Origin of the sequence: Ochrobactrum sp. Marseille-Q0166 (assembly GCF_014397025.1) — a bacterium.
Classification (GTDB): Bacteria; Pseudomonadota; Alphaproteobacteria; order Rhizobiales; family Rhizobiaceae; genus Brucella.
Genome location: NZ_JACJUO010000002.1, coordinates 1 through 23,161, shown reverse-complemented (window position 1 = coordinate 23,161; position 23,161 = coordinate 1). Strand labels below are relative to the sequence as shown.

Below are 23,161 nucleotides of genomic sequence, written 5' to 3'. Positions count from 1 at the left end.
ACGGAGATTTAATCCCATGGCTAAGAAAACCATTACGCAGGCCTATGGCGCAACGCTTATCGTCGGGGGCAAGGATATTGCTCCCGGCACACCGGTGCCACTTCCCGAAGATGAAGCAAACCGGATCGGTGCATTGTTTGGCGTTGTTGCGGCCATCAATGAAGCGGTGAAACCATCGCGCTCACAGCCAGCGGCAAGTCAGGCAGCTTCACAGCTTGATCTACTTGCAAAGGCAGTCGAACAGGCGCAGCAGACCTTTGATGCTGCGAAAGCTGCATTGGAAAGCGAAACTGCGGGCGATGAAGAGCTGAAAGCTTTCGAGGCAGCGGAAGCCGCGCTCAATGTAGCTGAAAACGCGTATCAGGACGCGCAGGGCTGATGTCGCGGCCCGCCGTTTTTGCCGGTATGGGAGGTGCGTTTGTCGCCTCCCTTGGTAACGTCGATATTGAGCTGACGAATGGTGGCGTGGTGCGTGAACCGCTCCGGGGGATTTTTCGCCGGGTTCGCGATACTGATCTGATTGATCTTGAAGGTGTCGCTGCGGAAGGCATTCGCTATTCCCTTGCTCTTGAAGGTGACGGCATCGATGCTGTGCGGCAGGGCGATTCCGTAAAAATTCTCAAAAGCGATGACGGCAAGAACATCGGTGATGTGTTCGAAATCGTCAGTCATGTTGATGATGGTCGCGCTATGAAGCGCTTTCTTTTACGGGATTACTGATCATGCATCTGCGCTATCAGATCCTTGAAAAGATCAAGGCCGATCTCACCCCTGTTGTTGCGGATAAAGCTGGTAAAGTTTCCCTCATGCGCTCCAATGCCATTGAGGAAGAGGATATGCCATTTTTCGCGGTCATTCATACGGGCGAAACCTCGACACCCGATGGCGTCATTTATGACGATGTCACCGGGCGGGAACTGGCCCGCATCAACCGTCGCTTGATGGTCAATGTGATTATCCAGTTCAAGGGCCGCTCCAATCCGCAGCGCGAATTTGATGATCTGGCTGCACTCGTTGAAACGGCATTGCCGCCATCGCACCTTGATGGGCTGGTTATCGATATTCTGCCGACTGCATCCGAGATGTTCATCGATCCGCAGACAGCGCAGAGCCTCGGTTCGGGGCGCGTCATCTTTGAGGTGACTTATCGCACCTTCGCGGGCATCCCTGACCGGGTTGCCTGAATCCTATTCAAAATTTCAGGAGTATTTGCCATGGCTCAGTACATGGGGCGTGAACTCGTCATCAAGAGGTTCATGAACGCCGATCAGGAGTTTGTTTCGGTCTGTGTTTCCGAAGCGCGCTCTTTGGAAATCAACAACGAAGAAATCGACATCACCAAGCCCGACTGTGCGGCTCCGGGCAGCAAATTGGTACGCTCTCTAATGTATGGCATGCAGAGCATTGCTGTGCAGCTTGATGGTGCCTTTGTCGGCAATGCAGCACAGAAGGCCATGACCGGCGATGCCGTTAATCAAGTCGTGACACAATATCAGATTGTCGTCCCCGGTGTCGGAACCTTTGAAGCTGACTTTCTTGTTTCGATGACATTCTCTGGAGACAAGACCGGCGAGTTGCAGGCGCAGGGACGAATGTCCGCAACCGGCGAAATCGGCTTTGTGGCGGCAACATAATGGACCCGATTTTTAATCCTGCACGTGGCGAGGCTTCCTGCCAGATCGGTAACACCAAAATCGTTATGGTTGTTGAGTTTGCTCGTTTGGCGCAATTGTGTCAGCTGGCAGACTGCGATGATATGCAGACGCTTTACAAGCGTCTCATTGGTTTTCACCCCAAAACCGTCATGGCTGCAATCAGGGTGCTGACCACGCATCCCGATGGCGATGATGAAGCCCGCAAACAAGCACATCTGGCCATGCAGCAATTGAGCGCTGCCGATGAGCCAGCTTTCCGTGATGCCATCACCAAAGCTTTGACTGGTCACATCGCGGAAGGCCGCAAAAGCCGTGGTGAAGAAAACCTATTGCCGACCTTGATCGTGCCTTTGAAAAGCTCGACGCGGGAAACGCCCCAAGCCCTTCAGTGTAACAGATCGCATACGTCATATGCAGCGCATTGCGACGGGTCAGCTTGGCTGGGAGCCACGTTCATTCTGGCGTTCAACTTGGCCCGAAGTTCAGGCAGCCATTGAAGGGCGGACAGGTCGAAAACTCGACGATGTCATTACGCCAGAGCGGGCACGTGAGATTGCCCGTTCCCATCCTCCTACAAAATCCATTCGGAGTAAGCCGCAATGAGTACACGCGCCGATATCATGGCCTTTATCGGCGCGAACGCTCGTGGTTTCCACGATGCTATGCGCCGTGTTCGAGGTGACGCCAAAGACACAGCGCAAGATACCAAACGCGAATTTGCCAACCTGTCGGCGGGCATGGATCGCAGCATGAACTTGCTCAAAACCTCGCTTGCCGGTCTTGGCATCGGCATCAGTCTTGCAGGTGCGCAACAGGTCATCAGCGATATCGCTTCTATTGATCGTGAAGCAAGGCGGGCGGGCATCTCCATCAAAGCTTTTCAGGAGATGAAATACGTCGCGGAAAAAAATCGCATTGATGTTGATGCGATGATTGACGGCATGAAGGAATTAAGCTTGCGCGCTGATGAATTTGCCGTAACCGGCAAAGGATCCGCGTCCGAGGCATTCCAGCGTTTGGGGTTTGATGCAAAAGATGTTGCAGAACGTCTGAAAGAGCCATGCGAACTCTTTGCTGAAATCATCAAGCGGGTGCAGCATCTTAATAAAGCTGCCCAGATTCGTGTGATGGACGAGCTATTTGGCGGCAGTGCAGGCGAACGTTTTGTTGAACTGATTGCGCAGGGCGAAGCTGGCATTAGACATGCAATTAATGAGGCGCACGATCTCGGCATTGTAATTGAGGATGAACTTGTAGCTCAGGCTGCCGAGCTTGACGCAGCATTTAACACTGTAGTGACCACTGTCGGTGTGAATTTAAAACAGGCCGTAGTCAGTGTTGCCAGTGAAGTTCGATACGTTCTTGACCTCTTTAACGATGTTGACAAGCGTAGTGTCTCAACACTCGAAAAGCAGCGCGGTGAAAAAGTACGCGCTCTTCAAATTAAAAACTCCGGTGATTATCGAGGTGCGCTTCTTCCGCCCAAAGAGCAGATTGAAAGTGAACTTGCTGAAATCGAAAAGCAGATCAAGGAATTCCAGGACCGGACAAAGATCCGTGACAAGCCGGATGACAGCTTCACCTTGCCGCCCGTCATTCTCGATTCTGGATCAAATAAAGGCAGTCGAAAAGCCGCTATTTCCGAAACGGAGCGACAGAAAAAAGCTGCGGACGAACTGATCCAGTCGCTAGAACACGAACTCTCCATCATCGGATTGACGGATGAGCAGCAGAAACTCTCGAATGAGCTTCGCAAGCTTGGCGCGGGAGCGACGCAAGAGCAAAAAGACCGCATCACCGAATTGATCACAGTCATCGATGCGCAGAAGGCCGCGCAGGAACGCTCTAACAAAGCGCAGCAAGATTTTATCGACGGTCTGGACCAACTTGGCTCTGACGCGGTTGACGCGCTCGGTAACGTGATTGCCGGTACGGAAGATGCCGCAGACGCATTCAAAAAACTCGCCATCGAAATTGTAAAATCTGCACTGACCGGTAAAGGCGCTTATGCCGATTTCTTTAACAGTTTGTTTGGCGGTGGTGGTGGCGGCGGTTTGGGGCTTGGCGGCATGGTCGCCGGTTTGTTTGGCTTTGGCAGTCAAAAATCAATCGCTATGAACGGTGGAATTGGCCTTTATGCGAAGGGTGGCATCAGCGACAAGCCTGCGGTTTTCGGAGAGGCTGGCCCTGAAGCGGCGGTTCCTTTGCCCGATGGTAGGCGGATTCCGGTCGATTTGCGACTGTCTCAATTGCCGACCGTTCGCGATAATTCTTCGTCCAGCTCTCAATCATCCGGCCCCGTCACAATCATTGTTGATGTGAGGGGCGCAAAAGGGAACACGGAGATACACGAAATGATTGCTTCTGGTGTCGAAGAAGGTCTCACGCAATTTGATCGAGAAATTCTGCCGCTGCGCTTCAAACAAATCGCACAAGATCCATACGCGGTAGGTTAAAATGGCAGATACACTTCAGCTTTCTGAGCTTGCCGATCATCTGCCAGTGCAAAGCGCGCCTTGGGTCATTCAAGAACAGATGGAATATTCTGGCTTAGGCACAGGCGAAGTCTTGGCGGCAAAACTTGCTCCAAGCAGATGGGCGGCTCAAGTCAGCTTGCAGCCGGTCAACCGTCTGGTTGCACGCAGCCTGCAAGCGCGTCTCGAAGCTTTGGGCGGCCGATTGGTAATTTCTATTTTGCCAGCCCGACCAATCTCTACCCTGCGAAAGATTCCGGTGGTGTAATTCTGGGTTCCGCTACACCTACGATTGATCTGGTTGGCACGAACAACAAATCATTGTCGTTCAAATCTCTCCCTGCGCGCTATCAGCTCACGGCGGGTGATATGGTGGCAATTGATTATGGTTCGCAGCCTGTCCGCCGTTACCTCGGACGTTTGACCACTGATGGCATAGCATCGGCAAACGGCACCACTGCTCTAATTGGCATTTATCCTCACTTTCCTGCAGGTATCACTTCCGGGCTGATTGTGAGTTTTATTAAGCCCGCAGCTAAGGTGTTCATTGTGCCGGGAACTTTGCAGGTGCCTTCGACTGGTAACTTCCCAGCCATCACATTTGAAATCGTGCAACGCCCATGAAATCATATGATCAGGCGACACTTGCGGCCTTGCAGAACCGCGAGGCTATTGCGCCATTTAATCTGCTATGGATTGAGGCCAAGAACCGCGACAATGGCGGGGTTGAGGCAATTGGCTTCTGGAATGGTTTAGACGTTCAAGACGTTGCTGTCATTAACCCAGAAACCAACTTGCCGATTATGCGGACATATCACGGCGCAGGCTCATTGCTTGACATTCCTGCCATCCCGCAGGAAAGCGATCTGACCATTCGTTCGATCCGCATTTTGCTTAGTCAGGTGGATGCCGCAACACAGTTGGCAGTTCGCGGCTATGAAGTGCGTCATGCACCAATCCAAATCCATCGCGGTTATTTCGACGTTGATACCATGCTGCCGGTAGCGCCTGCGCGTTCGCGGTTTATTGGCTGGGTCAATAATATGAAGATTAACACGCCTGCCGCTGGCGGATCGGGAAATATTGAACTGACCTGTGTTTCGCATACGCGCCAGCTCACAAAGACCAATCCATTGCGCCGGTCGGATGAACAGCAAAAACGCCGTCAAGGTGATCGGTATCGCAGGCATACAGATGTGGCTGGCGAATGGCTTCAAAACATATTCTGGGGGGAGGCAAAGAAATGACGATCAAACGTTATCCAGATTGGCGCCCGCGCCTTTCAGCCTATCTCTATGAAGTCGCGCACAAGCCTTTCAAATGGGGCGAGCATGATTGTGCCTTGTTTGCTGCCGGTGCAGTTGAAGCCATGACGGGCGCAGATTTTGCCGCTGAATATCGCGGCAAATACAAAACGCTCATTGGCGGTCTGCGCAAGCTGAGAAAATCAGGCTTTGCCGATCACGCGGAAATGGCCGCTTCAATCTTTGAGGAATGCCATCCGTCATCGGCACATGTCGGTGATTTGGCTGCAATAGAAACAGATGAAGGCATCGCGCTTGGCGTGGTGCAAGGGCAGCGCATTTATGTGCTTCGCCCTGATCAGGCCGGTATCGGCACGGTGGCGCTTTTAGACGCCAAGCGGACGTTTCACGTTCCCTTTCACTAACGGGTAAACATCATGAAAATCTTGCGCGTTGCGGCGTGGGTGATTTCACTCACGCTCTGCATGATGCTGCCTGCGCATGCGGGGCCGGTTGGTGCTGCCATCGGCGCGGTTGTTGGTCTGCTCAAGGCTGGCGGCATTGCTGCGACCCTGATTAAGCTGGCATTTGGCATTGCGTTTCAGCTGGGTTCAAGCCTGCTCGCGAAAATGTCTGCTAAAAAGCAGACGCAGCCAGGCATCGTCGGTCAGGTGCAGTTGGGCGGCGACAAGTCGCTGTCTTTTATCGTCGGCACCTATGCCACAGCCGGTCATCTGGAATTTGTCAATTCATTCGGCAAAGTCGATGACGTTGAAAATGCTATTCTGACGCAGGTTATCACGGTTTCTGATTTGCCGGTTCAAAGCATCGGCAACCGCGTCTTTGTGAATGGCGAAACGTGCAATCGCGATCCCAGCATTGTGACAAGTTCGGAAGCCGCCAAGCTTGGCGCAACCAGCTATCCAATTGCAGAATACAAATACTCGCGTTGGTGGTTTACGTTTCTCAAATATTATTTGGGAGATCAGACTGCCGCTGATGCGGAACTTGTCGCCAAGTTTGCAGGCGACGAGCGCCCATGGCTGTCCGATATGGTTGGTCGTGGCGTTGCCTATGTTATTGCGACGGCTGAGTATGAACGTCACCTGATGACGGCTATCCCTGCTTTTCGTTTCGAGGTGCAGGGCATCAAGCTCTATGATCCGCGCAAGGATAGCAGTGTTGGCGGCAATGGTCCGCATCGCTGGGGCGTTGAAAGCACATATGAGTGGACCGATAACCCTATCGTTATCATCTACAACATTTTGCGTGGCATCCATTATAAGGGCGAATTCATCTGGGGTGGAACGGTAAAGCCTTGGGGCTTTCCGCTATCCGGCTGGATGGCTGCGATGAACGAATGCGATATTCTCGTGCAGAACGAGAATGGCCAATTCGAAAAGCAGTTCCGCTGCGGCTATGAAATCCGCACGCTCGATCAAGATCCGATGGACGTGATCGAGGAGCTTCTCAAATCCTGTAATGGACGCATATCAGAAAGCGGCGGTATTTACAGTGTCCGCGTCGGCCCGCCCGGTCTGCCGGTTGCGTTTCTCAGTGATGGTGAATTTGTCATCAGCAAAGAGCGTGAGTTTGACGCGTTTCCGGGTCTGGAAAATACCTTTAACGGCGTGACAGGCACATGGCCCAGCCCTGATGCTGCATGGGAAATGAAAGACGCGCCACAGCGTCGTTTTCCTGAATATGAAGCTGAGGACGAAGGCCGCATTCTGCTTGCTGACGTTGAGTTTAATGCAGTGCCATTCGCAAATCAGGTGCAACGCCTGATGATGGCACTCGCCAAGGCAAATCGTCGTTTCCGTAAGCATATTGTGACATTGCATCCGTGGGCTGCCGTTCTTGATCCTTTCGACGTGATTGCACTGACAAGCCCGAAGGAAGGCTATCAGAATAAGCATTTCGAGATCATGGGGCTGGATGATCAGCCGAATGTTACGCAGGTTGCATCAATCACTGAGGTTGATCCATCGGATTACATTTGGAATGCAGATCGCGACACACTGCCGTGGTCAGTTGGTCCTCTTACTCCGAATTGGCCAGCTGCGCAGATCATGGTCGGTTGGGGTGTCCAGCCTGCGGAATTAAAGGACGCTGAAGGGATTTCACGTCGACCAAGCATTGAGGTGTTTTTTGCTGCAAACATGACTGACGTGCGTGCTGTACGTGTGAAAGTACAGCTGGCAAGCACGCTGGAAATCGTCTTCGATGGCGAAATTCCTTATGGCGATCCCGATTACGACAATCCAAGCCGTTCGGTCATCCTCAATGGCATTTTCCTGCCTGATGAAGATTATGCGGTTCAAGGCGTCTACGTTCCTTATTCTGGTCGGCAGGTCATTCCATCCGCATGGATGCCGGTTAAAACGCCGCGTATTCTTCTGATTGATAAAGACATTGGAGAGGGAGCAATAACGGCTGCGAAACTTGCGGCCGCATCGGTTGAGTTCGACAAGATTGCCGATGAAGCGATCCGGCTCAATCATTTTGCAAACAACATCACGCCGATTGAGATTGGCGAGCAGATGCCCACGCAAGGCAATTTTGACGGCAGGCAGTTCTACAACACTGCAGACGGCAAAATGTATACGTGGAATGGGGCCGAATGGGTTAAGCCTGAGACGGGTATCGCAGACGGCTCGGTTACTTCGGTCAAGATCGCCGATAACGCTGTAACTGCTAACAAGATAGTGCAAGGCGCTATTAGTGCGTCGAAGTTTGCTTCGTCCATAAAACCTGTAGAGATAGTTAGCGCCCTTCCAACCACCGACAACGTAGTAGGTCGCGTAGTTTATCTGACCACCGACAGCAAACTTTATAGGTACACACCAACGGGGTGGGTCTCTACTGTTGCCTCAAGCGATATTACAGGGCAGATCGAGGCTGCGCAGATAGCCGCACTTGAAGCCACGAAAATAACTGGAACGATTGTCGGAACACAGATAGCCGACAATGCTATTTCCACGCCTAAGTTGGCGGCTAGTGCGGTTGTTGCAGGGAAGATCGCTGCCGGGGCTGTCGAAACTGATAAACTAGCTGCCGGTGCAGTTACTACGGGTAAACTAGACGCGCTTGCTGTAACCTCGGATAAGTTAGCGGCTAACTCTGTCACAGCTGGAAAAATAGCAGCAGCTGCGGTTTCTACTGACCAGCTTGCCGCCAACGCGGTTATCGCTAGTAAGATAGCGGCGAATGCAATAACTGGCGATAAGCTGGTTGCTAATTCCATCACTGCAAGAGAGCTTATACTCACTGACTGGACCAACTTAGTACCCGATAGTCAGGTAAAAGACATTGCTGGTAGTTGGACGTTGAGGGGCGACTGGATAACCACAACGACCGGCGATGTGAACGTAGATGTAAAAAACATCTTCGTGCATATGTATACTACCGGAGCTACCGGATACGGCAACTATATGAATTCGTCACGGTTTGCGGTCTCTTTGGATCGTAAATACGTGCTATCCTGTCAGGCGAGAGCGTTCCCATCAGGCACGGCGGATATGCTCGCCCGAATTCACTACTACGATAAGGACGGAGCGGCACTAGCCACCTACAGCACTGTTTTAAACACGCCAACTTCGCCTACGTTCACGCGGTTTTCAGGAGATTTCGCACCGCCTACGGTCGCATCGACTGCAGAAATACGTGTCTATTCAAACAGGTCAGGCAGTAATGCCCGTTTGGATGTTACGTCATTTCAGGTGCGTGTTAAGGCGGGTGCAGAACTGATCGTTGATGGCGGGATAACCGCAAATCATCTGTCAGCTGGTTCTGTGACAACCGACAAACTTGCAGCCAACGCCATCACAGCCGGGAAAATCGCAGCCGGTGCGATCAGCGCAGCGCAGCTGGCGGCGGGTGCTGTGACGGCTGATAAGATTGCTGCGGGTTCAATTGCCACCGACAAGCTTGCAGTCGGGATATCGCGCAACGTTCTTCAAAACTCGCAGTTCACGGCAGGATTAAGCACATGGGCCGCAAGCGGCAATCCTGCCGGGTGGGTGTCGCAATTCAGTCTTGTGGCTGCGGGATCGTCATGGGCAGGCCCACTCAATCCGACGTTGCGCGTCTGGCAAAGCAATGCTGTGGCGGAAGGATACATCGATGTGCGCCAGAACAGGCCCGATCAGACTGGATGGAAAGCATATTGCTATCCAGTGAATGCAGGCGATACGTGGGAGGCTTCGGTCTACACCTCTGCTCACCGCTGCGACATTCAATTACGCATTGAGTGGCGAATGGCCGATGGAGCGACTGCCTATTCGTCGGCGTCTGTGAATGCCGCATTTGGTGGAAGTTCCACAAACCCTGAAACGTGGCAGCGGCTTGTGGTGCGCTCGGTTGCTCCGGCCAATGCAGTGGCGGCAGGCATTCATATCCGCAAATTGGGAACGCGGGCCGGAAGCACTGACAGCTACATGTTCCTCTATAAGCCGTTTCTCGCGCAGGTTCCGCCCTATGTCACGGAAGCTGCACCTTGGAGCGATGGCGGCTTCGTGTTGATTGATGGTTCCGGCATTGTTGCCGGTGCAATCACAGCCGACAAGATGAACGTCAACAATCTCGCGGCTCTCTCGGTTGACGCCGGAAACATTAAAGCCGGAACACTCAGTAGCTCTGACAACAAGTTCGTTATCAACTTGAACGAAGGTTATTGGGATTTGTTTGTGTGAGGTCCGTATGCGTGTGCGAATGGGAATAAAGCCGGGCGTCGGTCCAATTCTTAAGGTGATGAAGAATGATAACGACAATCCATTTACAACCGCCATAGGGGATTATGACAAATTCTACTTCGACTCTGAGTCTCAGAGACTTTCGTATGATTATGCTCATAAGTCTTATGGCGAGTTGAATAAATCCCGGTTTCCAACCGGGAGTTATTCTCTCGATGGCAAGCCTCTAAGCCAGACTTTATGGGGGCTTCGTTCCAATTATGGCCCCACCCAAAGCTATGATTATTTCTATCCGATTGCTTTTTTGGGTAGAATGACAGACCTGCCGTTCCCGCCCATTACAGATGCTCGTGTCATCGGTAGCGATGGCTGGGTTCGTGCATATGCCGGTTACTTCCCTAATTCTAATGGCGGTCCAAGAGCTTGGGGCGTCATGAACTCCTGCATCCTCGCGAATGTCGAAGCCGGGAGAACTGGATTGCCAGAATACCGAAATATCGCGGCTGAGTTTCAGTATAATGGCTGGGCGGGGCGTGCAGACACTACAGGCGGAACATACTCAGCAATCGTCTCGACGCCCGGCGACAACATAACATTTGCGGTTTGGGATTTACCGTCTGGACCTGAAACGGAGCCTGCGCCACCCGCACGCGTGTCAGGGCAAAAAGCGATATCCATGAGCAAGGCACGGATCGCTGTTGCAAAGCCGGGCTATGACGTGCGGACGGCTATCCGTCGCAATATGATCATGGATAGCGATAAGTCGCCGGTCAAATGCGTTCTCTTTGGCGAAACACCAATGATCTCGCCGGGGCAGACATATTTCTTTCCAAAAGAAACATCGTTTGACCTCGACCCGACGATGCATATGGAACTGTTTTTGAAGCCGGAAGGCTCTAACATTTTCCAGCTTCCTCCGGTGTCATACACAACACCCGGCAACGATAGCAGACGTGTGGATTTCTTTTACCGCGTTGATGCTGATGGGGTTCGGTTTCGTGCGACAGGTGCCTACGGCCATGCTGCTAAGTTTGTGCTATTTGCGAACGGCCCCGCAGCATTCACCACGGGTGGAAGCAAGATAATCCGGCGTTTGCCTAATGGCATACAGTTCAAACGACCCGGATCGAGCGACACTGCACCAAATTACAACGACATTCTCTTGGATACGAGATTGCCGACTGCCTATGTGGTGCAGGATGAATGGGTTGCAATCAGCCGGTTCACTTCGGGTAACGGCGGCGTTTATTTCGACATCCCTCTGCCGAACAAAAATATGTTCTTTTATCCCAAAGTGATGGCTGATTTTGGCGATGTTCGCCGCCATGCCAATTACTACGTCAATGTGCGGCTTTACTACCAAAGCGGATGGGGAAACATTGCCATCTATGAAACGTCAAGACAGACGTTTGTTATCCAAAACCACGAAACTTTCTATCGCGCAATTCTGTATCCAGACGCGCCGGGCGACACCAATCTGCCCGGTCCAACGGGCATTCGTTACCACCTTCTCGGAATTACCAAGCCATAGCTTCGCGCCATCGGCTTGGCTTAGCTTTCAACATCAACGGAGAAACATCATGAAAAACTTCAACGTGTCTTTACGCTCTGGCCCGACGCTCACACTCTCGGCCGCAAAGTTCCAATCAGACGGTTCGGGCGTTCGTCTCTTTGACGACAACGGCGATCTGGTGGCGGCATGGGCTGACGGTCAGATTATCTCCTGCGTTCCTGCTGATGCCGTGGTGGTCAACCCTGAAGAAACACAACAGCCGGAGGAATAACAATGTCGGCCACCGTCATTAAAATGCTCAAAGACCGTATCGCTTGGCAGGAAGGTCAGCTTGAGGATTACGCCAAAGCCGTCGATACGCTGGCCTCACAGGTCAATGTCGCAAATGCTCGTATTGCGGAACTTGAAGCCGAACGCTTCGACGAAGCTGAGATACTGGAAGAATAGTTATACCTTCGCACATTCTGCTGAGCCTAGCGGGCGACTGCGAAAGAAAAATCCCGATGCACTGAAATAGCATTGGGTTACGGGCGTTGATGGACATGCCGCCCCTGCGCACGAAGATATTCTCACATCAATAGGAAATCACGATGGATAGAACCGTACCAGCTGGCGCGGCGCTTTTGCTTGACTTCATTGCACAGACGGAAGTGGGTAGCACAGGCCGCGCATCTTATGACGTGATCTATGGTCACAATCAGGGAGAGTTGCCGAAACCAATCACAGCGATGAACCTTGGCGATCTGATAGATGCGCAGGCATCATTTACCAAGCGCTTCAAGTCGTCTGCATCAGGTAGATACCAATTTATGCGAGCAACATTGCAAGATTTGTCGCGGGAGCTTGGTTTGCGCGGCACGCAGATATTTGACCCGGATTTGCAGGATCGTCTTGGCTATCACCTGCTTATTCGTCGCGGATACAATGAGTTCATTGCTGGCAAAATCAGCCGCACGGAATTTGGCAAGCGTCTCGCGCAGGAATGGGCATCGTTCCCGGTTCTTGCAGCCGTGCAGGGCGCGCATCGCAAGCTACAGCGAGGCGAGACCTTCTATGCCGGTGATAAGCTCAATAAAGCTTTGGTCACCCCTGCAAAGATCGAAGCTATTCTTAATAAGGTCAAAACGGTTGGCAATGCACAGCCTGCCGTCGAAAAGGTTATTGAGAAAGTGCCAGTAGTTACCGATCCCGGCGAGCTTGGAACGCCTCCGGGAAAGTCAAAAACTGTCATCACGAATATTCTGACTGGCTTTGGCATGGTTGTGACGGCTATCGGCTCACTCCTTGGCGGGCTGGATTGGCGTGTTCAATTGTTCATCTGCGCCATGGTTGGTGGGTTCGCAGTCTATGCCATCAAGCGTCGCGTGGATTTATACAAAGCCGTCAAGGATCTCCATCAGGAGCTTGGATGATGGCGCTGATTGCACTTATCCCGCCGTGGCTGAAAACGGCCCTCATAACGGTTTTGACAGGTGGCGCGATAGCCGCCTTTTCTTTTGGCTTCGGATATTACCGGGGCGATCATAGCGGGTTTCAGAGGGCGAAAACCGCACAACTCAAAGCAGACATGAAAGCTGAACGGGAAAGGACAAAGGACGATGCGAAGCTGCGGGGTCTTTCGGATTATGATTTTTGCGTTGTTGCCCTTCATCGTCGCAGCTTGCCAGCCGATGAATGCGACGAGCTGCGCGGGGTTTCGGGCGAATAGCCTGTCACCCGTTGGATTGGTGGCTCTTACCAAAGTGGATCGGGCAGGGGCTGAGCGTGTCGAGGGTAACGACGAGAACGGCAAGCGGCGGGGATGCTGGAAATGAAAGATCAGTTTGCTGATCGTGTTACTACTGCTTTTGCCACTGTTGCAGCTATAAATCCTGCATGGCTTCCGCATTTGGAAAAGGTTCTATCAATTGGCCTTTCCAGTCTTGGCATTATCTGGCTGATTGTCCAGATCTTCTATAAGATTAAGAACGGCAAATGACATGAGGCCCTGAGATGTATTTCTCAGGGCCTTTTTTGTGCCTGCCGCCGGGTTGGTTAGCCGTTGGGTTGCGGAACAAAGCGAAAATCGCGAATTGGCTAACCTGAATTTTATGCAATGATTTCAATTGTTGATGCAGTCTCAAGGAGACCAACAAGCGTCTCGATCAGGTTCTGGCGGTTTTGGCTAAGGATAAATAATAAATATATTTTTCTGCTGACAACGATCTCAATGTTGGAGTTCTATCAGTAGCTATGCATGACGGTTAAAATTCTATTTCTTATGACGTGTTTATTCAATAAACAATATTGTCTTATTTCACAAAGAAGATACTAGTTTTGATTTTAGTATGGGGCTTCGAATCGGCATATCTGATCAAAGGGTGGTAAGGTGGAATGAAATTGAAGGAAAAGCGCGTACACTCAATTATTGCGTTAATTTTTTTTATTTCTTTCCTTGCATTATGGTATTTTATTCCACAGCTAATGTTGAATTCACAGGCCGTTTTCTCGACAGTTACTGGTTTTGCTAGTCTTTACGGTTTATCGTTTGCTATTGTTGAGCTAATTCGCACTCGTGGCGTGGCCGAGGAGGTGAAAGCCGAAACAAACAACGTATTGCTACGTGTTGAAAATTTAGCAGACTTAAAATTATTGAGTGATTGCCAGTCTACTATAGAGCAGATAATGCAGTATATTGATATGAAGAAAGCTGTTCCTACTTTTTTGTTGACACAAGTTAACAAGATTTATTCACAGCATTTTCATGCATCCATTAACGACGCATCTAAACCTCAAGCAGCAAACGTGGCGATAATTCGAACTTATGTCGCTAGTAACGGTTTACGCCAACCTAGCAACTATTATACCAATCTTAAGAATACTCTTGCACTAATCACAACTGAAGTCGCAATGGAAATGGCTTCAAAGGGCAAACTGGGAAATCGAGCATGATACCGACTTCATTAAGAAACTTTATAGATGAATTAATTAAAGCCACGGATGAGAGTAAAATCAAATGGATTGAAGGCGCTCCAGAGACCTATTTATGCAATCATAAGAATTATAAATTATATATTTCACATATTTCAAATATTGATACAGATCAGGTGTATTTTTCATTCACTGTAGATAAGAATGGAAAGGAGTCCAAGTTTTTTGTTGAATCTTTCGAAGATGATTATAGTACTATGTCCAACTTATACTCATCCATTAGTATCAATGTAAATGATATAAGTGATATAACGGAAGATTTTTTTGCACCTTAATTGTATCCATCTAGATGGTAGATATTTTTCTGGCGGGGATACTTTAATTTTATCTCATAAGGTTCTGATATGAAAAACATTTTTGTAAGTTATTTAAATTAGGGTGGTCAAGTCTAAGTCTTGCAAATGATTCGGCATTTTATTGACTTATTACCACTGACCGCTGAGTGCCGTGTCGATTTCATGCGATGTGCGAAGGATTGACGGCGTTGCTTTCGCGATAACTGGATTCAAAACGAAGTTAGGTTCGCTTGTCAGGAAGTCAATTATATCGACCTTAATCGGGTCTTCCTTTTTTCCAAGTACCCTTCCAAGTCTTCCAAATACCGGCGGAGGCAAATAGTGATCTTTCAAATTTAGAGCTAAATAGTGAAAAAGCGTACGCTTTGTATTCGGATCTGGCTCTTGCCAATATTCTGAAAATTAAGTGGCTTTAACAACATTGCGGCTTTCAACGCCTTGCCAAGTGACTCCAACGTCGTGAGTTGAGATTCCGTATGTTCGTGACACTGCTATCGGCTAAAATGCGGCTGCATTTGTGGTGGGAGTGCGCGGCTGCGTAAGTCGTGACCATTTTAAACCCCGCTTCGGCGGGGTTTTTGTTTTTTATTATAATTGAATTCAGGATGCTCTTTTTAATGCACGATATTCGGCTTTACTAGAAAAGATTTTATCGGGACGTTTAATTCCGGGACCGAATATCATAACTTCAGCGCCTTTACTATAATTGCGAGCACTGTAACCAATACTGAAATCCTCTTGTTCGCAATCTTTGTAAATGACCTTTATTTGCTCTACGTTGTCATAAGATACAAACCATTTGTGATGCTTTATGGATCGTACGTGCTTTGCTAGCGACACATGGTCGTCGTGTGTGAAATGATTTTGATAAAGATACGCACCCTTCACATAATATGGAGGATCAATATAAACTAGGCATTGTTGGCGAACCTGTCCGATATGCTCAGTTAGGAATATGGAGGCATCTAAATTGGTTACATTAATACGTGATCGGTAAAGGCCAATTCTTTTTATGCGCTCAACAAGCTCGTCTTTATTGAAACGACAATCAAGCTTCCACTCGCCTTCTTGCAAAACTCCGCCGATAAGTCCGCCATTTAGAATCCCAGATCGATTTGTACGGTTTAAAAAGAATGTTGCGAACCCAACTTCAATTACATTGCGGTTACATTGATCTTTTTTGATTTCACGTTGTAGTCGCCAATTTTCGACTGAAACCTCTGTGTCATTGATCTTGGCTATAAACTCATCTGTGTGATCTATTATAGCTTTCCAAAAGGCATAGACAGACCAATCTAAATCGTTGATATGGATTTGCTTTACTCGCTCCGAGAAAAGCAGCGATAATGCAACAGCACTACCGCCAGCGAACGGTTCAGCATAGTGTGCGCCCTCGAGGTCATTCATTTGTAGAATGGCCTCAATATACGGCGCTAGTTTTCCTTTGCCGCCCGGATATCGCAATGGAGAATAATTAGCCATGTTTACCTCTCTGAAGCGAGAAGTAGCATGCGGGTCTTTGCTCGGCCAGCGTTATTTTCCATTGGCTTCAAGGACTTTGAACATCTGCTGAAAGTATGGATGGAGTCGGTTCCACACTATTATTAATTCACTTGGTGCAGGTAGCGCTTTATGATCGTGAATAGCGCGATTCAATTGCTCCAGAGAGTGTGCATGGATTTTTGTACCATTTGCAATATCGCGTGCATAAGCGAGATCTGTGTCTTTTTTATTAGGGTCTATACGGTGAAGCGCAGCTCCTACCTTATCTTTCAGTTTGATACTGTATTCTTGCCATCCTCCCGGATGAGGACAGTTGATCGCCATATCATCTAAAAACACCATTGTAGCTTTTTCTACAAAGATTCGAATCATGGCTGAGCCGATGTGTGAATTGGTTTCAACGTTCAGTTTACGAAGCTCGTTATAGAGTTTGTTAAGTGCGTTGTTTTTTATACGAAGGCCTTTTTCAGCAAGAAATTTTCTATCGCGCACTGGATTTGAACGGGGACTCGAATTTCCGGTTGTTCCGTTAGCGTTTGTATTTCCTGTTGCGCTAGTATGGCCAGTACTATTTGCTGAACTCGAAGAATTGCTGCTCGTGCCGTTGTTTGCGGCAGCTGATGCATATGTCGTATTATTTGTTGTCGAGCCTGCAGCCATAGATGCCGCTTTTTTTACGTTGAGATGCGCATACTTCTTAATAAATGCAGTTTGCGCTTTGGCGTCGTCCACTACACTCACAGTAAAATTTTTGTCGGCCATATCTAAAAGCATTGTTTTCAGGAGTAGAACTGCAGCGGCCCTATTCCCATTTTCAACATGTACGGAGTTATTCTTTTGATCGAAAGAAATACCTAGTACTGAAGTAAACTCCCCGGTTCCTAGTACGCGCTCAACGGTTGTCGTTTTGGACGCAATGCCTTCTAAAAGTAGATTCTCATCATGTCCTTGTGCAGCGATTTCCGCAAGTGCAATCATCCACTTTGAAGGCCGCCCTTCTGCAGCGTCTGCTCTGGCTGTGGCGATAGCGTCCCATTCCATGGTGCCTTTCCCACCCATGGATTTGTAATGTTTGCGCTTTATCCACTTGTAGGCTTCCTGCCTGTCGAGAATTACGCAGTCTACTTCCCGAATGTTTAACGCTAGAAATGATGGGCTTAAATCGCGAAAAGTGCTGTGTGTGGAGAGATTTGTTGCAAGCGACGGATTGATGAGTGTTTTCAAAGCCGTTATGCGACGATTGCCCTCTAGCACGATGTAGTGCTGTGGATTGTGCGGGTCCTCTGTAACAATGAGGCGGATGGAAGGATCAAGTCCTTTTAATTCAATTATGTCTTCTGCAAGTTCAGCAATCTTATGTTTTTTTTCATCGGCAAGAAGAACGGTAATCGCTTCACGCTCTGTAGATACTTTCTGATGTCGAAAGTTTTCTACATCAAGTGAAATTGCGGAAATATCTATGTTCATAATACGCCTCCCAAGACTCAACCCGCTAATAGCCCTGACAACTTATATCAACTAGCGCTTGATAATCCATTTCGAAGTAATTCCATTCTTTGCTGAAACATTTTTTTGGTGAGGTGCCGTTGATGCGGCGGGTTGCAGTATCCTTATTTAAATTTTTACTTTTGAAGTAAGCGGTTATTGCCTCTTGCGATGTCAAGCAAACCAAAGCTAATGTACCAATTTTATTGGGGGCAATATGCAGCAACACAATGCGACTTTCGCTAACTTCATCTGCAGGTTCGGCGACGACAAAGTACTTCTTGATTACGCTTATGAAATAGTGATTCCTGCATTCACCCGTGACACCTTCATTCGAAGGTATGGGGCAACTCACTATCACCTTTATGATGTTGAATTGGTAACTCTAGACGAGACAAAGCAGCCTCCTATCATGGCGCTCGCCGGTCGTTTCATCAAAGATACAGAGCTTCGCCGCTACCAAATATTTGATGAGAAGCACGGTTTGGTTCGTGACGAACAAAGTATGAGGTCCGCACCATCTGCATTTTTTGTGCTAATTCTGAATAATCATCGGATGGCATATTTTCCAGAAACACCTAACGCTCCAGATCTTAGGGCATTTGAAGTTACCGTTCGTTCTTTTTTGATTAAGCGCTATGAAGAATTCATCAACGAGGCTTACGAGCTCGCACAGAACAGAACGAAGCTTATACAGTTAGAACGCAAAATTACAAAGAAGGCGTTACGCGAGGCGCTTCCGCGTCCTACGCTCGAAGTAGTTCCACTTACGGGAGCTGACAGTATTGAGCAGTTTGTTCGGCGTTACGACACGTTGAAGCAAATCGATTTCCGCATTGTGCGCCCGAATGATGATATTGACGCAGGAGAGCTTTTCGGAGAGATTCGAAAGTTATCCGAGAGTCTGAACGCTAATCGCACGAAGGTTACGGCTGCGAATGCTGAAGAGGGGCTTGATGTTGGAATTGCAATTGAGACAATTACCGAAGCAACGGCCACCGGAAATCAGGATGTGATCCTTAACGGCGTGGACCATGAGGGCAACAAATTATCGGGGAACAACCACAATTTCCAAGTATCCGCGCCGATTGAAGATGTTCCAGTTGGTAAGTTGGGACTTGCAAAGGTACTTTACAATTCTCTTTTGGGTTTAGCTGCATCGGGTACTCTTCGACTTCCGAGGCAGCAGCCTGAGCAAGCGGAAAAAATGCGAAACCTCGTGGATCGGCTTAATTAATGGAATGGAGAGACGCTCTCTTTGCTGAAAAGACGCTTTATCAAGCGTATCGTAAAGCGCAAAAAGTGGCGTCGACGCGCTTTAATTATCGTGTCGCTGCATGCGTCTTTGTAGTTTTGACCTTTTTCATGGCTTTAAGAATATGGTTATTGGGCGAGCCGCTATCATATGTTAGCGCTATATTGACCACACGCAACGTGGCTATGCTAGGTTTCACATATACGACTAGTATTCTTGGGTTTTTAATAACAGGTTTTGCGATATTCGCTAGTATAACTAGGCCGCAAATATTTATTTTGCTAGCCAAACTACCATATGAGGAAACTGGTATTTCAAGGCTGCATTTTATATTCTTCAACTTTTTATTCGTATTTGTTCACTACATTTGTTTTTTAATCGCCTGCATATTTGTTCTCGTTGGGTTGGGGTCGAAAGGACCGTTTTCCGACTTTCTCAAAATTTTGGCTGATTGCCATGCATTAATCATTACTTACGGAGGTGCAGCGCTTGTAGCTGTTGGTGTTGGCTGGTTCGCTTTCCTGCTAATGCTGCTGAAATCGTTTATTTGGAACATATATCAAGCCATCATACTCACGATCGCGACAGCTTCTTTGTCCAAAGAAGAACTTGATGAACTAATTAGAGGTGACTGAGATATTGGTGCGTGCTCTGCTGTGGGTATCGTGTTCTGAGCCGGCGTTATGAGTTTCTGTTTAAAAAACTCTGGGTTATTACTGATGTTTAAAACCAATCTAAAAAACTGCAGTGTTTAATATTGCCGGATATGAAGTCGGGTATAAAAATAACAAATATGAAATTTATATGAGTTATAACAAGTGCATACGTAAATTGATTGTCGGACACCCCCTCCGCCATTATCCGTGATTTCATTGACTTTTTTGGCGTTTTGCATCGGTTGCCATAATCGTGAAAAATCCTTTTACGCTCGAGTTAGCAGGGCGATTTTCTTCGTGTTGTAGTCAGCGGTTGGAGGTCGCCGATTCTTGTTAGGCCACGTTGACGTTCAGCGTGCCGATACTGATGGCAATGTCAGAAGATGGCTCGGTCACGCTGGCAATATCATCGCGCCAGCTTTTGACGGCTTCATCTAACGTGTCGCCGAGATGCTTACGGGGGTCGAACACGTTAAAGCCAATAAGCTTTACTACATCCCGGCCGATCGCTTCATAATCAACCTTTGCCGGTTCCATATGCACTTCATCATCCTTGACGGCGAATGGCTGCTCGACCAGCTCCGCTTCAAAGAAGACCTTGCCATCCACAAAGCCAATTTTTGACTTAAAGGTTGGATGTTGCGCTTTGAGCATCATAAGTTCACCCAGTAGGGTCGCTTGTTCTTTCGACATGATATCCCTCATGGTTAGGTGGTAATTGACACAAGGCTTGGTGAAGGCCATATGCCGGTTGTCGGGGTGGTACCCGAAAGGAAACGGAGAGTTGGTGGCGAAAGTCTCCTCGTGGCTCTCCGGATTACGGAGGACGGCGGCTTACGGGTGGTGCCGGGCATAACGCCGTACTTTATTGATTCATGCAGCTGGAACAAAAACGCTTCGATCTCGTTTTCTTATTGATAAACAAGGAGATCATTATGCTCACAGCTGGCGTTATGTGGCTTTTCGGTGTGCCGCTTGTCGTTGTTGTCCTGATTTATTTCTTCATTCTTAGAAGGCGCTGATTTTTGCAGCCACCGGCCATCATCAGCCGGTGGCGCTTTCGGTCCTCGTGTTTGGTAGGTATGCGCAGAATTGCGCCCCCCCCCCCCCGGGCTGGTGACGCCGGCACAGAACGGTTAGTAAGACCGCCTGGAATGGGCGACGCATCCTAAAAAGACCGCCGTCACGTCGGTGGATGTGGTAGCGGCCAAGGCAAGCTATCCACACCGCAAGTCTTGCCATCACTGACAAGTAGTGCACCACGATCGCGCCAACAGCATTCGGATCTTTCGACTTCTTAGCGCCGAAGACGATTTTGTCGGGATTGTCGGACTGTAGACCAGCATGAATGCTTTCTGCGTAATCACCAGAAAGGCGTGGCGCGCGCGCTTTGATCGCTGCTGCGGCTTCTTCACCAACCTGCAACTTGACCTCATCCATTTTCTCGATCGCCTTGGGAGCGATCTTGCGGATTTTATTCATCAGCTCCACGCGTCCTAAAAGTTTCGCCCGAAGCACCATCAACCACCACCTTCATCAGTCACCATGGCCTCGATGTAGGCGTTGCTTTCATCGGGGTTCATGATCGATTTGATATTGTAGGTGCGATCGTTCCGCGCGTTGCTAATGCGCCACGCTGGGGTAACAAGGCGCGTTCGGCTGTTTGAGTGCACTGTCAGAGTGTAAGGCTGAACACCTTCAAGCCCTGCCGCAATGACAGTCTCAGATCCAAGACGCGGACGCAGCCGGGCACGCTCTTCAAACTTGTCGACCCATTCGCCTCGAACGCCACCACCTTCATCTCTGACATTTTCGCGCTGTTGGAAAACAACGCGTTCATTCATAGCCGCGTTAGGCGTCCGTGGTGTTTTCGACATTCGGCAGATCACCTTTTCGTGGTGTTTTTAAACGAGATGCTTTGCCACTCGCAATCGCGGCCTCAGCGCACGGCGTGGTGACAAGGCCAGACCAGCCAGCCTTGTAAGCTACGGTGACAGCCGGAGTTACGCGGTGATTGAAGTCACCGCTGAATTTGATCCAGGGCATTGTTACCTCACGCTAGAACGGGTTTACGGTATCGATAGAGGATCGAGGTAATCCGTCGATCGAGATAACCGTCTGCTGGTGCATAGAGCGGATCAGCATCGCCACGATTGGCCCACATAAAACCGACCTGAAGCAAAACCGCCGCCTGAATATGTGGCGGCGCTGTTTGATCATTCCATGCTGGGTCGGACTTATTGATATAATTCAGAATGATGTCTGATGCCTGTTCAATCATAGCATCAAGATCGGTATCATCATCATCGTGAAAAATGCGCTGACGTCGTTTGACAGCATCAAGAGTTACGAGCTTAACCATCTGATTTTGCCCCCTTGAACGCTATTCTCACCGGCTCGACCGATTTTGCATCATCGTTTGATGACGTGCGGCCGTTGCGCCCACGTTTGACAGCCAGCTGCCAGTTTTCGCCGTCACCGGGCTTGTCTGCGTTCGCCTTGAGAGCTACCCAGCAAGAACCGTCCCAAGTGACAGTGTCGCCTTGTTCATAGTTCTCTCCGGATTTATAAACGCCGCGATAGAGCATGAAAGGCGCTTTGAACTCGAATTCCTTTACGTTGTCGCAGTTGGCAAAACGCATTTTAAATGTGCGCTCGCCATAAAATGACACATCAAGATCATCGAAGCCCAAACCATCCTGACCATCTGCACCGGGGGCACCATCTTTGCCCGGTTGTCCGTCGCGCCCCGGCAAACCATCACGGACAGGCTGCACGTCGACCGCTTCGAGCTTGGTGATACGTTCGGAGAGCTTTGCAACACTGTCGCTGAAAGCCGCGTGGATCTTATCGATGTAACCTTTGACTGGCAGCATCATGGATGTTGCCAGTTTTTCGAAATCAAGCTGCATCTTTGAATATCTCCGCGGCTTTCGTTGCAAATGCTGCAATCGCTTTGGCGCTTGCATCGCTTTCTGGAAGTGGCAATATCTCCGGCTTGTTTTCAGGCTTTGCTGTCGCGAACGGATCTTCGCGCGCATCACGCTTGTTAAGTGCTGACAAGCTATAATTCTGTTGCTGTAGATAAGGCGTATCACCACCCTCAACAGCGGGCAGGTTCATCAACTTGCGCGCTTCGTTTGGTTTACGGATTCCAGCTCCCACCTCCCACCTCTTCTTTCAGCCTGGTCACCATTGTCATGCCGTCCATGCGCAACAGAACATCGACATTGAACTCGACGCCGATGCTTTCACCTGTCCGACATCAACGCCTTTGAGACCAAACAGTGTTAATTGAGCAGAGAGGACTTTCGGCTCATCATAGCTCAATTAAAGGAAGCAAAGATGAGACAGAAACCCGTTCCGCAAACGTCTACCGGATATACGGCGCGCGACGCGCAAGCATTATTTTGCAG

Annotated in this window: 29 protein-coding genes; 20 read left to right on the top strand and 9 right to left on the bottom strand. The window is 49.3% G+C overall.

The genetic code is table 11. The features are described 5' to 3' along the window. Positions 1-16 precede the first annotated feature (16 nt). From H5024_RS11280 to H5024_RS11190, 18 genes are all read left to right on the top strand, one after another. Positions 17-379, top strand: a complete 363-nt coding sequence (locus H5024_RS11280; RefSeq protein WP_187546858.1) for a hypothetical protein — start codon at positions 17-19, stop codon at positions 377-379. After that, the gene (locus H5024_RS11275) at positions 379-720 is read left to right on the top strand and encodes a hypothetical protein (RefSeq protein ID WP_187546856.1); all 342 of its coding nucleotides are present in this window, start codon (positions 379-381) and stop codon (positions 718-720) included. The genes H5024_RS11280 and H5024_RS11275 overlap by 1 nt, the downstream gene beginning before the upstream one ends. Positions 721-722: 2 nt before the next feature. Further along, the gene (locus H5024_RS11270) at positions 723-1,184 is read left to right on the top strand and encodes a hypothetical protein (RefSeq protein WP_187546854.1); all 462 of its coding nucleotides are present in this window, start codon (positions 723-725) and stop codon (positions 1,182-1,184) included. Positions 1,185-1,214: 30 nt separating this feature from the next. Continuing rightward, on the top strand, positions 1,215-1,634 hold the full coding sequence (locus tag H5024_RS11265) for a phage tail tube protein (protein WP_247875268.1): 420 nt from the start codon (positions 1,215-1,217) through the stop codon (positions 1,632-1,634). Then, positions 1,634-2,152 carry a hypothetical protein gene (locus H5024_RS11260; protein ID WP_187546853.1) on the top strand — a complete coding sequence of 173 codons (519 nt, stop codon included), beginning with the start codon at positions 1,634-1,636 and terminating at the stop codon, positions 2,150-2,152. Before H5024_RS11265 ends, H5024_RS11260 begins: the two co-directional genes overlap by 1 nt. Positions 2,153-2,254: 102 nt before the next feature. Further along, positions 2,255-4,111, top strand: a complete 1,857-nt coding sequence (locus H5024_RS11250) for a tail tape measure protein (protein WP_187546851.1) — start codon at positions 2,255-2,257, stop codon at positions 4,109-4,111. A gap of 138 nt (positions 4,112-4,249) precedes the next feature. Further along, positions 4,250-4,753 (top strand): hypothetical protein, encoded by a 504-nt coding sequence (locus H5024_RS11245; RefSeq protein ID WP_187546850.1) that lies wholly within the window; start codon positions 4,250-4,252, stop codon positions 4,751-4,753. Next, on the top strand, positions 4,750-5,376 hold the full coding sequence (locus H5024_RS11240; protein ID WP_187546849.1) for a hypothetical protein: 627 nt from the start codon (positions 4,750-4,752) through the stop codon (positions 5,374-5,376). The genes H5024_RS11245 and H5024_RS11240 overlap by 4 nt, the downstream gene beginning before the upstream one ends. Beyond that, positions 5,373-5,798 (top strand): hypothetical protein, encoded by a 426-nt coding sequence (locus tag H5024_RS11235; protein ID WP_210309687.1) that lies wholly within the window; start codon positions 5,373-5,375, stop codon positions 5,796-5,798. Before H5024_RS11240 ends, H5024_RS11235 begins: the two co-directional genes overlap by 4 nt. 12 nt (positions 5,799-5,810) lie before the next feature. Beyond that, positions 5,811-10,067, top strand: a complete 4,257-nt coding sequence (locus H5024_RS11230) for a phage tail protein (protein WP_187546846.1) — start codon at positions 5,811-5,813, stop codon at positions 10,065-10,067. Between the two features lie 7 nt (positions 10,068-10,074). After that, positions 10,075-11,598, top strand: coding sequence for a hypothetical protein (locus H5024_RS11225; protein WP_187546844.1), 1,524 nt, complete (start codon positions 10,075-10,077; stop codon positions 11,596-11,598). Between the two features lie 49 nt (positions 11,599-11,647). After that, complete coding sequence (locus H5024_RS11220; protein ID WP_187546839.1) at positions 11,648-11,851, top strand: hypothetical protein; 204 nt, start codon at positions 11,648-11,650, stop codon at positions 11,849-11,851. Between the two features lie 2 nt (positions 11,852-11,853). Then, on the top strand, positions 11,854-12,027 hold the full coding sequence (locus tag H5024_RS11215; RefSeq protein ID WP_187546836.1) for a hypothetical protein: 174 nt from the start codon (positions 11,854-11,856) through the stop codon (positions 12,025-12,027). Between the two features lie 143 nt (positions 12,028-12,170). Continuing rightward, positions 12,171-12,992, top strand: coding sequence for a hypothetical protein (locus H5024_RS11210; protein WP_187546834.1), 822 nt, complete (start codon positions 12,171-12,173; stop codon positions 12,990-12,992). Further along, positions 12,989-13,288: a hypothetical protein gene (locus H5024_RS11205; RefSeq protein WP_187546832.1), complete on the top strand. Its 300-nt coding sequence runs from the start codon at positions 12,989-12,991 to the stop codon at positions 13,286-13,288. The genes H5024_RS11210 and H5024_RS11205 overlap by 4 nt, the downstream gene beginning before the upstream one ends. Before the next feature lie 102 nt (positions 13,289-13,390). Beyond that, positions 13,391-13,558 carry a hypothetical protein gene (locus H5024_RS11200; protein ID WP_187546830.1) on the top strand — a complete coding sequence of 56 codons (168 nt, stop codon included), beginning with the start codon at positions 13,391-13,393 and terminating at the stop codon, positions 13,556-13,558. 395 nt (positions 13,559-13,953) lie between these two features. Continuing rightward, positions 13,954-14,511: a hypothetical protein gene (locus H5024_RS11195; protein WP_187546828.1), complete on the top strand. Its 558-nt coding sequence runs from the start codon at positions 13,954-13,956 to the stop codon at positions 14,509-14,511. Beyond that, the gene (locus H5024_RS11190; RefSeq protein ID WP_187546826.1) at positions 14,508-14,825 is read left to right on the top strand and encodes a hypothetical protein; all 318 of its coding nucleotides are present in this window, start codon (positions 14,508-14,510) and stop codon (positions 14,823-14,825) included. Before H5024_RS11195 ends, H5024_RS11190 begins: the two co-directional genes overlap by 4 nt. Before the next feature lie 621 nt (positions 14,826-15,446). Here H5024_RS11190 and H5024_RS11185 read toward each other — a convergent pair. Both H5024_RS11185 and H5024_RS11180 read right to left on the bottom strand, forming a co-directional pair. After that, positions 15,447-16,328 carry a DNA adenine methylase gene (locus H5024_RS11185; protein ID WP_187546824.1) on the bottom strand — a complete coding sequence of 294 codons (882 nt, stop codon included), beginning with the start codon at positions 16,326-16,328 and terminating at the stop codon, positions 15,447-15,449. A gap of 51 nt (positions 16,329-16,379) precedes the next feature. Continuing rightward, a complete protein-coding gene (locus H5024_RS11180; protein WP_187546823.1) occupies positions 16,380-17,816 on the bottom strand; it encodes a hypothetical protein in 1,437 nt (478 codons plus the stop codon). A gap of 235 nt (positions 17,817-18,051) precedes the next feature. Here H5024_RS11180 and H5024_RS11175 point away from each other — a divergent pair, with 235 nt between their 5' ends. Both H5024_RS11175 and H5024_RS11170 read left to right on the top strand, forming a co-directional pair. Beyond that, positions 18,052-19,071 (top strand): hypothetical protein, encoded by a 1,020-nt coding sequence (locus tag H5024_RS11175; RefSeq protein WP_187546822.1) that lies wholly within the window; start codon positions 18,052-18,054, stop codon positions 19,069-19,071. Next, positions 19,071-19,724, top strand: coding sequence for a hypothetical protein (locus H5024_RS11170; RefSeq protein WP_187546821.1), 654 nt, complete (start codon positions 19,071-19,073; stop codon positions 19,722-19,724). Before H5024_RS11175 ends, H5024_RS11170 begins: the two co-directional genes overlap by 1 nt. Before the next feature lie 354 nt (positions 19,725-20,078). Here the strand turns inward: H5024_RS11170 and H5024_RS11165 are convergent, their stop codons facing one another. The 7 genes from H5024_RS11165 to H5024_RS21140 form a co-directional block, all read right to left on the bottom strand. After that, positions 20,079-20,438, bottom strand: a complete 360-nt coding sequence (locus tag H5024_RS11165) for a hypothetical protein (RefSeq protein ID WP_187546818.1) — start codon at positions 20,436-20,438, stop codon at positions 20,079-20,081. A 351-nt stretch (positions 20,439-20,789) separates the two neighbouring features. Continuing rightward, positions 20,790-21,266 carry an HK97 gp10 family phage protein gene (locus H5024_RS11160; RefSeq protein WP_187546816.1) on the bottom strand — a complete coding sequence of 159 codons (477 nt, stop codon included), beginning with the start codon at positions 21,264-21,266 and terminating at the stop codon, positions 20,790-20,792. Further along, the gene (locus H5024_RS11155) at positions 21,266-21,622 is read right to left on the bottom strand and encodes a phage head closure protein (protein ID WP_187546814.1); all 357 of its coding nucleotides are present in this window, start codon (positions 21,620-21,622) and stop codon (positions 21,266-21,268) included. The genes H5024_RS11160 and H5024_RS11155 overlap by 1 nt, the downstream gene beginning before the upstream one ends. Beyond that, positions 21,597-21,791 (bottom strand): hypothetical protein, encoded by a 195-nt coding sequence (locus H5024_RS11150; RefSeq protein WP_187546811.1) that lies wholly within the window; start codon positions 21,789-21,791, stop codon positions 21,597-21,599. Before H5024_RS11150 ends, H5024_RS11155 begins: the two co-directional genes overlap by 26 nt. A 7-nt stretch (positions 21,792-21,798) precedes the next feature. Continuing rightward, positions 21,799-22,107 carry a head-tail connector protein gene (locus H5024_RS11145; protein ID WP_187546809.1) on the bottom strand — a complete coding sequence of 103 codons (309 nt, stop codon included), beginning with the start codon at positions 22,105-22,107 and terminating at the stop codon, positions 21,799-21,801. Further along, positions 22,100-22,657, bottom strand: a complete 558-nt coding sequence (locus H5024_RS11140) for a collagen-like protein (protein ID WP_187546807.1) — start codon at positions 22,655-22,657, stop codon at positions 22,100-22,102. The genes H5024_RS11145 and H5024_RS11140 overlap by 8 nt, the downstream gene beginning before the upstream one ends. Next, a complete protein-coding gene (locus tag H5024_RS21140) occupies positions 22,647-22,910 on the bottom strand; it encodes a hypothetical protein (RefSeq protein WP_210309686.1) in 264 nt (87 codons plus the stop codon). The genes H5024_RS11140 and H5024_RS21140 overlap by 11 nt, the downstream gene beginning before the upstream one ends. Positions 22,911-23,161 lie beyond the last annotated feature (251 nt).

What these genes read in the sequence shown, in the direction of transcription:
- H5024_RS11210 (WP_187546834.1), top strand. Translation starts at nt 12,171, where the DNA reads ATGGATAGAACCGTACCAGCTGGCGCGGCGCTTTTGCTTGACTTCATT.
- H5024_RS11240 (WP_187546849.1), top strand. Translation starts at nt 4,750, where the DNA reads ATGAAATCATATGATCAGGCGACACTTGCGGCCTTGCAGAACCGCGAG.
- H5024_RS11205 (WP_187546832.1), top strand. Translation starts at nt 12,989, where the DNA reads ATGATGGCGCTGATTGCACTTATCCCGCCGTGGCTGAAAACGGCCCTC.
- H5024_RS11245 (WP_187546850.1), top strand. Translation starts at nt 4,250, where the DNA reads ATGGGCGGCTCAAGTCAGCTTGCAGCCGGTCAACCGTCTGGTTGCACG.
- H5024_RS11195 (WP_187546828.1), top strand. Translation starts at nt 13,954, where the DNA reads ATGAAATTGAAGGAAAAGCGCGTACACTCAATTATTGCGTTAATTTTT.
- H5024_RS11250 (WP_187546851.1), top strand. Translation starts at nt 2,255, where the DNA reads ATGAGTACACGCGCCGATATCATGGCCTTTATCGGCGCGAACGCTCGT.
- H5024_RS11260 (WP_187546853.1), top strand. Translation starts at nt 1,634, where the DNA reads ATGGACCCGATTTTTAATCCTGCACGTGGCGAGGCTTCCTGCCAGATC.
- H5024_RS11200 (WP_187546830.1), top strand. Translation starts at nt 13,391, where the DNA reads ATGAAAGATCAGTTTGCTGATCGTGTTACTACTGCTTTTGCCACTGTT.
- H5024_RS11235 (WP_210309687.1), top strand. Translation starts at nt 5,373, where the DNA reads ATGACGATCAAACGTTATCCAGATTGGCGCCCGCGCCTTTCAGCCTAT.
- H5024_RS11160 (WP_187546816.1), bottom strand. Translation starts at nt 21,266, where the DNA reads ATGGTGCTTCGGGCGAAACTTTTAGGACGCGTGGAGCTGATGAATAAA.
- H5024_RS11140 (WP_187546807.1), bottom strand. Translation starts at nt 22,657, where the DNA reads ATGCAGCTTGATTTCGAAAAACTGGCAACATCCATGATGCTGCCAGTC.
- H5024_RS11150 (WP_187546811.1), bottom strand. Translation starts at nt 21,791, where the DNA reads ATGCCCTGGATCAAATTCAGCGGTGACTTCAATCACCGCGTAACTCCG.
- H5024_RS11230 (WP_187546846.1), top strand. Translation starts at nt 5,811, where the DNA reads ATGAAAATCTTGCGCGTTGCGGCGTGGGTGATTTCACTCACGCTCTGC.
- H5024_RS11165 (WP_187546818.1), bottom strand. Translation starts at nt 20,438, where the DNA reads ATGTCGAAAGAACAAGCGACCCTACTGGGTGAACTTATGATGCTCAAA.
- H5024_RS11185 (WP_187546824.1), bottom strand. Translation starts at nt 16,328, where the DNA reads ATGGCTAATTATTCTCCATTGCGATATCCGGGCGGCAAAGGAAAACTA.
- H5024_RS11225 (WP_187546844.1), top strand. Translation starts at nt 10,075, where the DNA reads ATGCGTGTGCGAATGGGAATAAAGCCGGGCGTCGGTCCAATTCTTAAG.
- H5024_RS11215 (WP_187546836.1), top strand. Translation starts at nt 11,854, where the DNA reads ATGTCGGCCACCGTCATTAAAATGCTCAAAGACCGTATCGCTTGGCAG.
- H5024_RS11175 (WP_187546822.1), top strand. Translation starts at nt 18,052, where the DNA reads ATGCAGCAACACAATGCGACTTTCGCTAACTTCATCTGCAGGTTCGGC.
- H5024_RS11180 (WP_187546823.1), bottom strand. Translation starts at nt 17,816, where the DNA reads ATGAACATAGATATTTCCGCAATTTCACTTGATGTAGAAAACTTTCGA.
- H5024_RS11155 (WP_187546814.1), bottom strand. Translation starts at nt 21,622, where the DNA reads ATGTCGAAAACACCACGGACGCCTAACGCGGCTATGAATGAACGCGTT.
- H5024_RS11280 (WP_187546858.1), top strand. Translation starts at nt 17, where the DNA reads ATGGCTAAGAAAACCATTACGCAGGCCTATGGCGCAACGCTTATCGTC.
- H5024_RS11265 (WP_247875268.1), top strand. Translation starts at nt 1,215, where the DNA reads ATGGCTCAGTACATGGGGCGTGAACTCGTCATCAAGAGGTTCATGAAC.
- H5024_RS11190 (WP_187546826.1), top strand. Translation starts at nt 14,508, where the DNA reads ATGATACCGACTTCATTAAGAAACTTTATAGATGAATTAATTAAAGCC.
- H5024_RS11275 (WP_187546856.1), top strand. Translation starts at nt 379, where the DNA reads ATGTCGCGGCCCGCCGTTTTTGCCGGTATGGGAGGTGCGTTTGTCGCC.
- H5024_RS11270 (WP_187546854.1), top strand. Translation starts at nt 723, where the DNA reads ATGCATCTGCGCTATCAGATCCTTGAAAAGATCAAGGCCGATCTCACC.
- H5024_RS11170 (WP_187546821.1), top strand. Translation starts at nt 19,071, where the DNA reads ATGGAATGGAGAGACGCTCTCTTTGCTGAAAAGACGCTTTATCAAGCG.
- H5024_RS11220 (WP_187546839.1), top strand. Translation starts at nt 11,648, where the DNA reads ATGAAAAACTTCAACGTGTCTTTACGCTCTGGCCCGACGCTCACACTC.
- H5024_RS11145 (WP_187546809.1), bottom strand. Translation starts at nt 22,107, where the DNA reads ATGGTTAAGCTCGTAACTCTTGATGCTGTCAAACGACGTCAGCGCATT.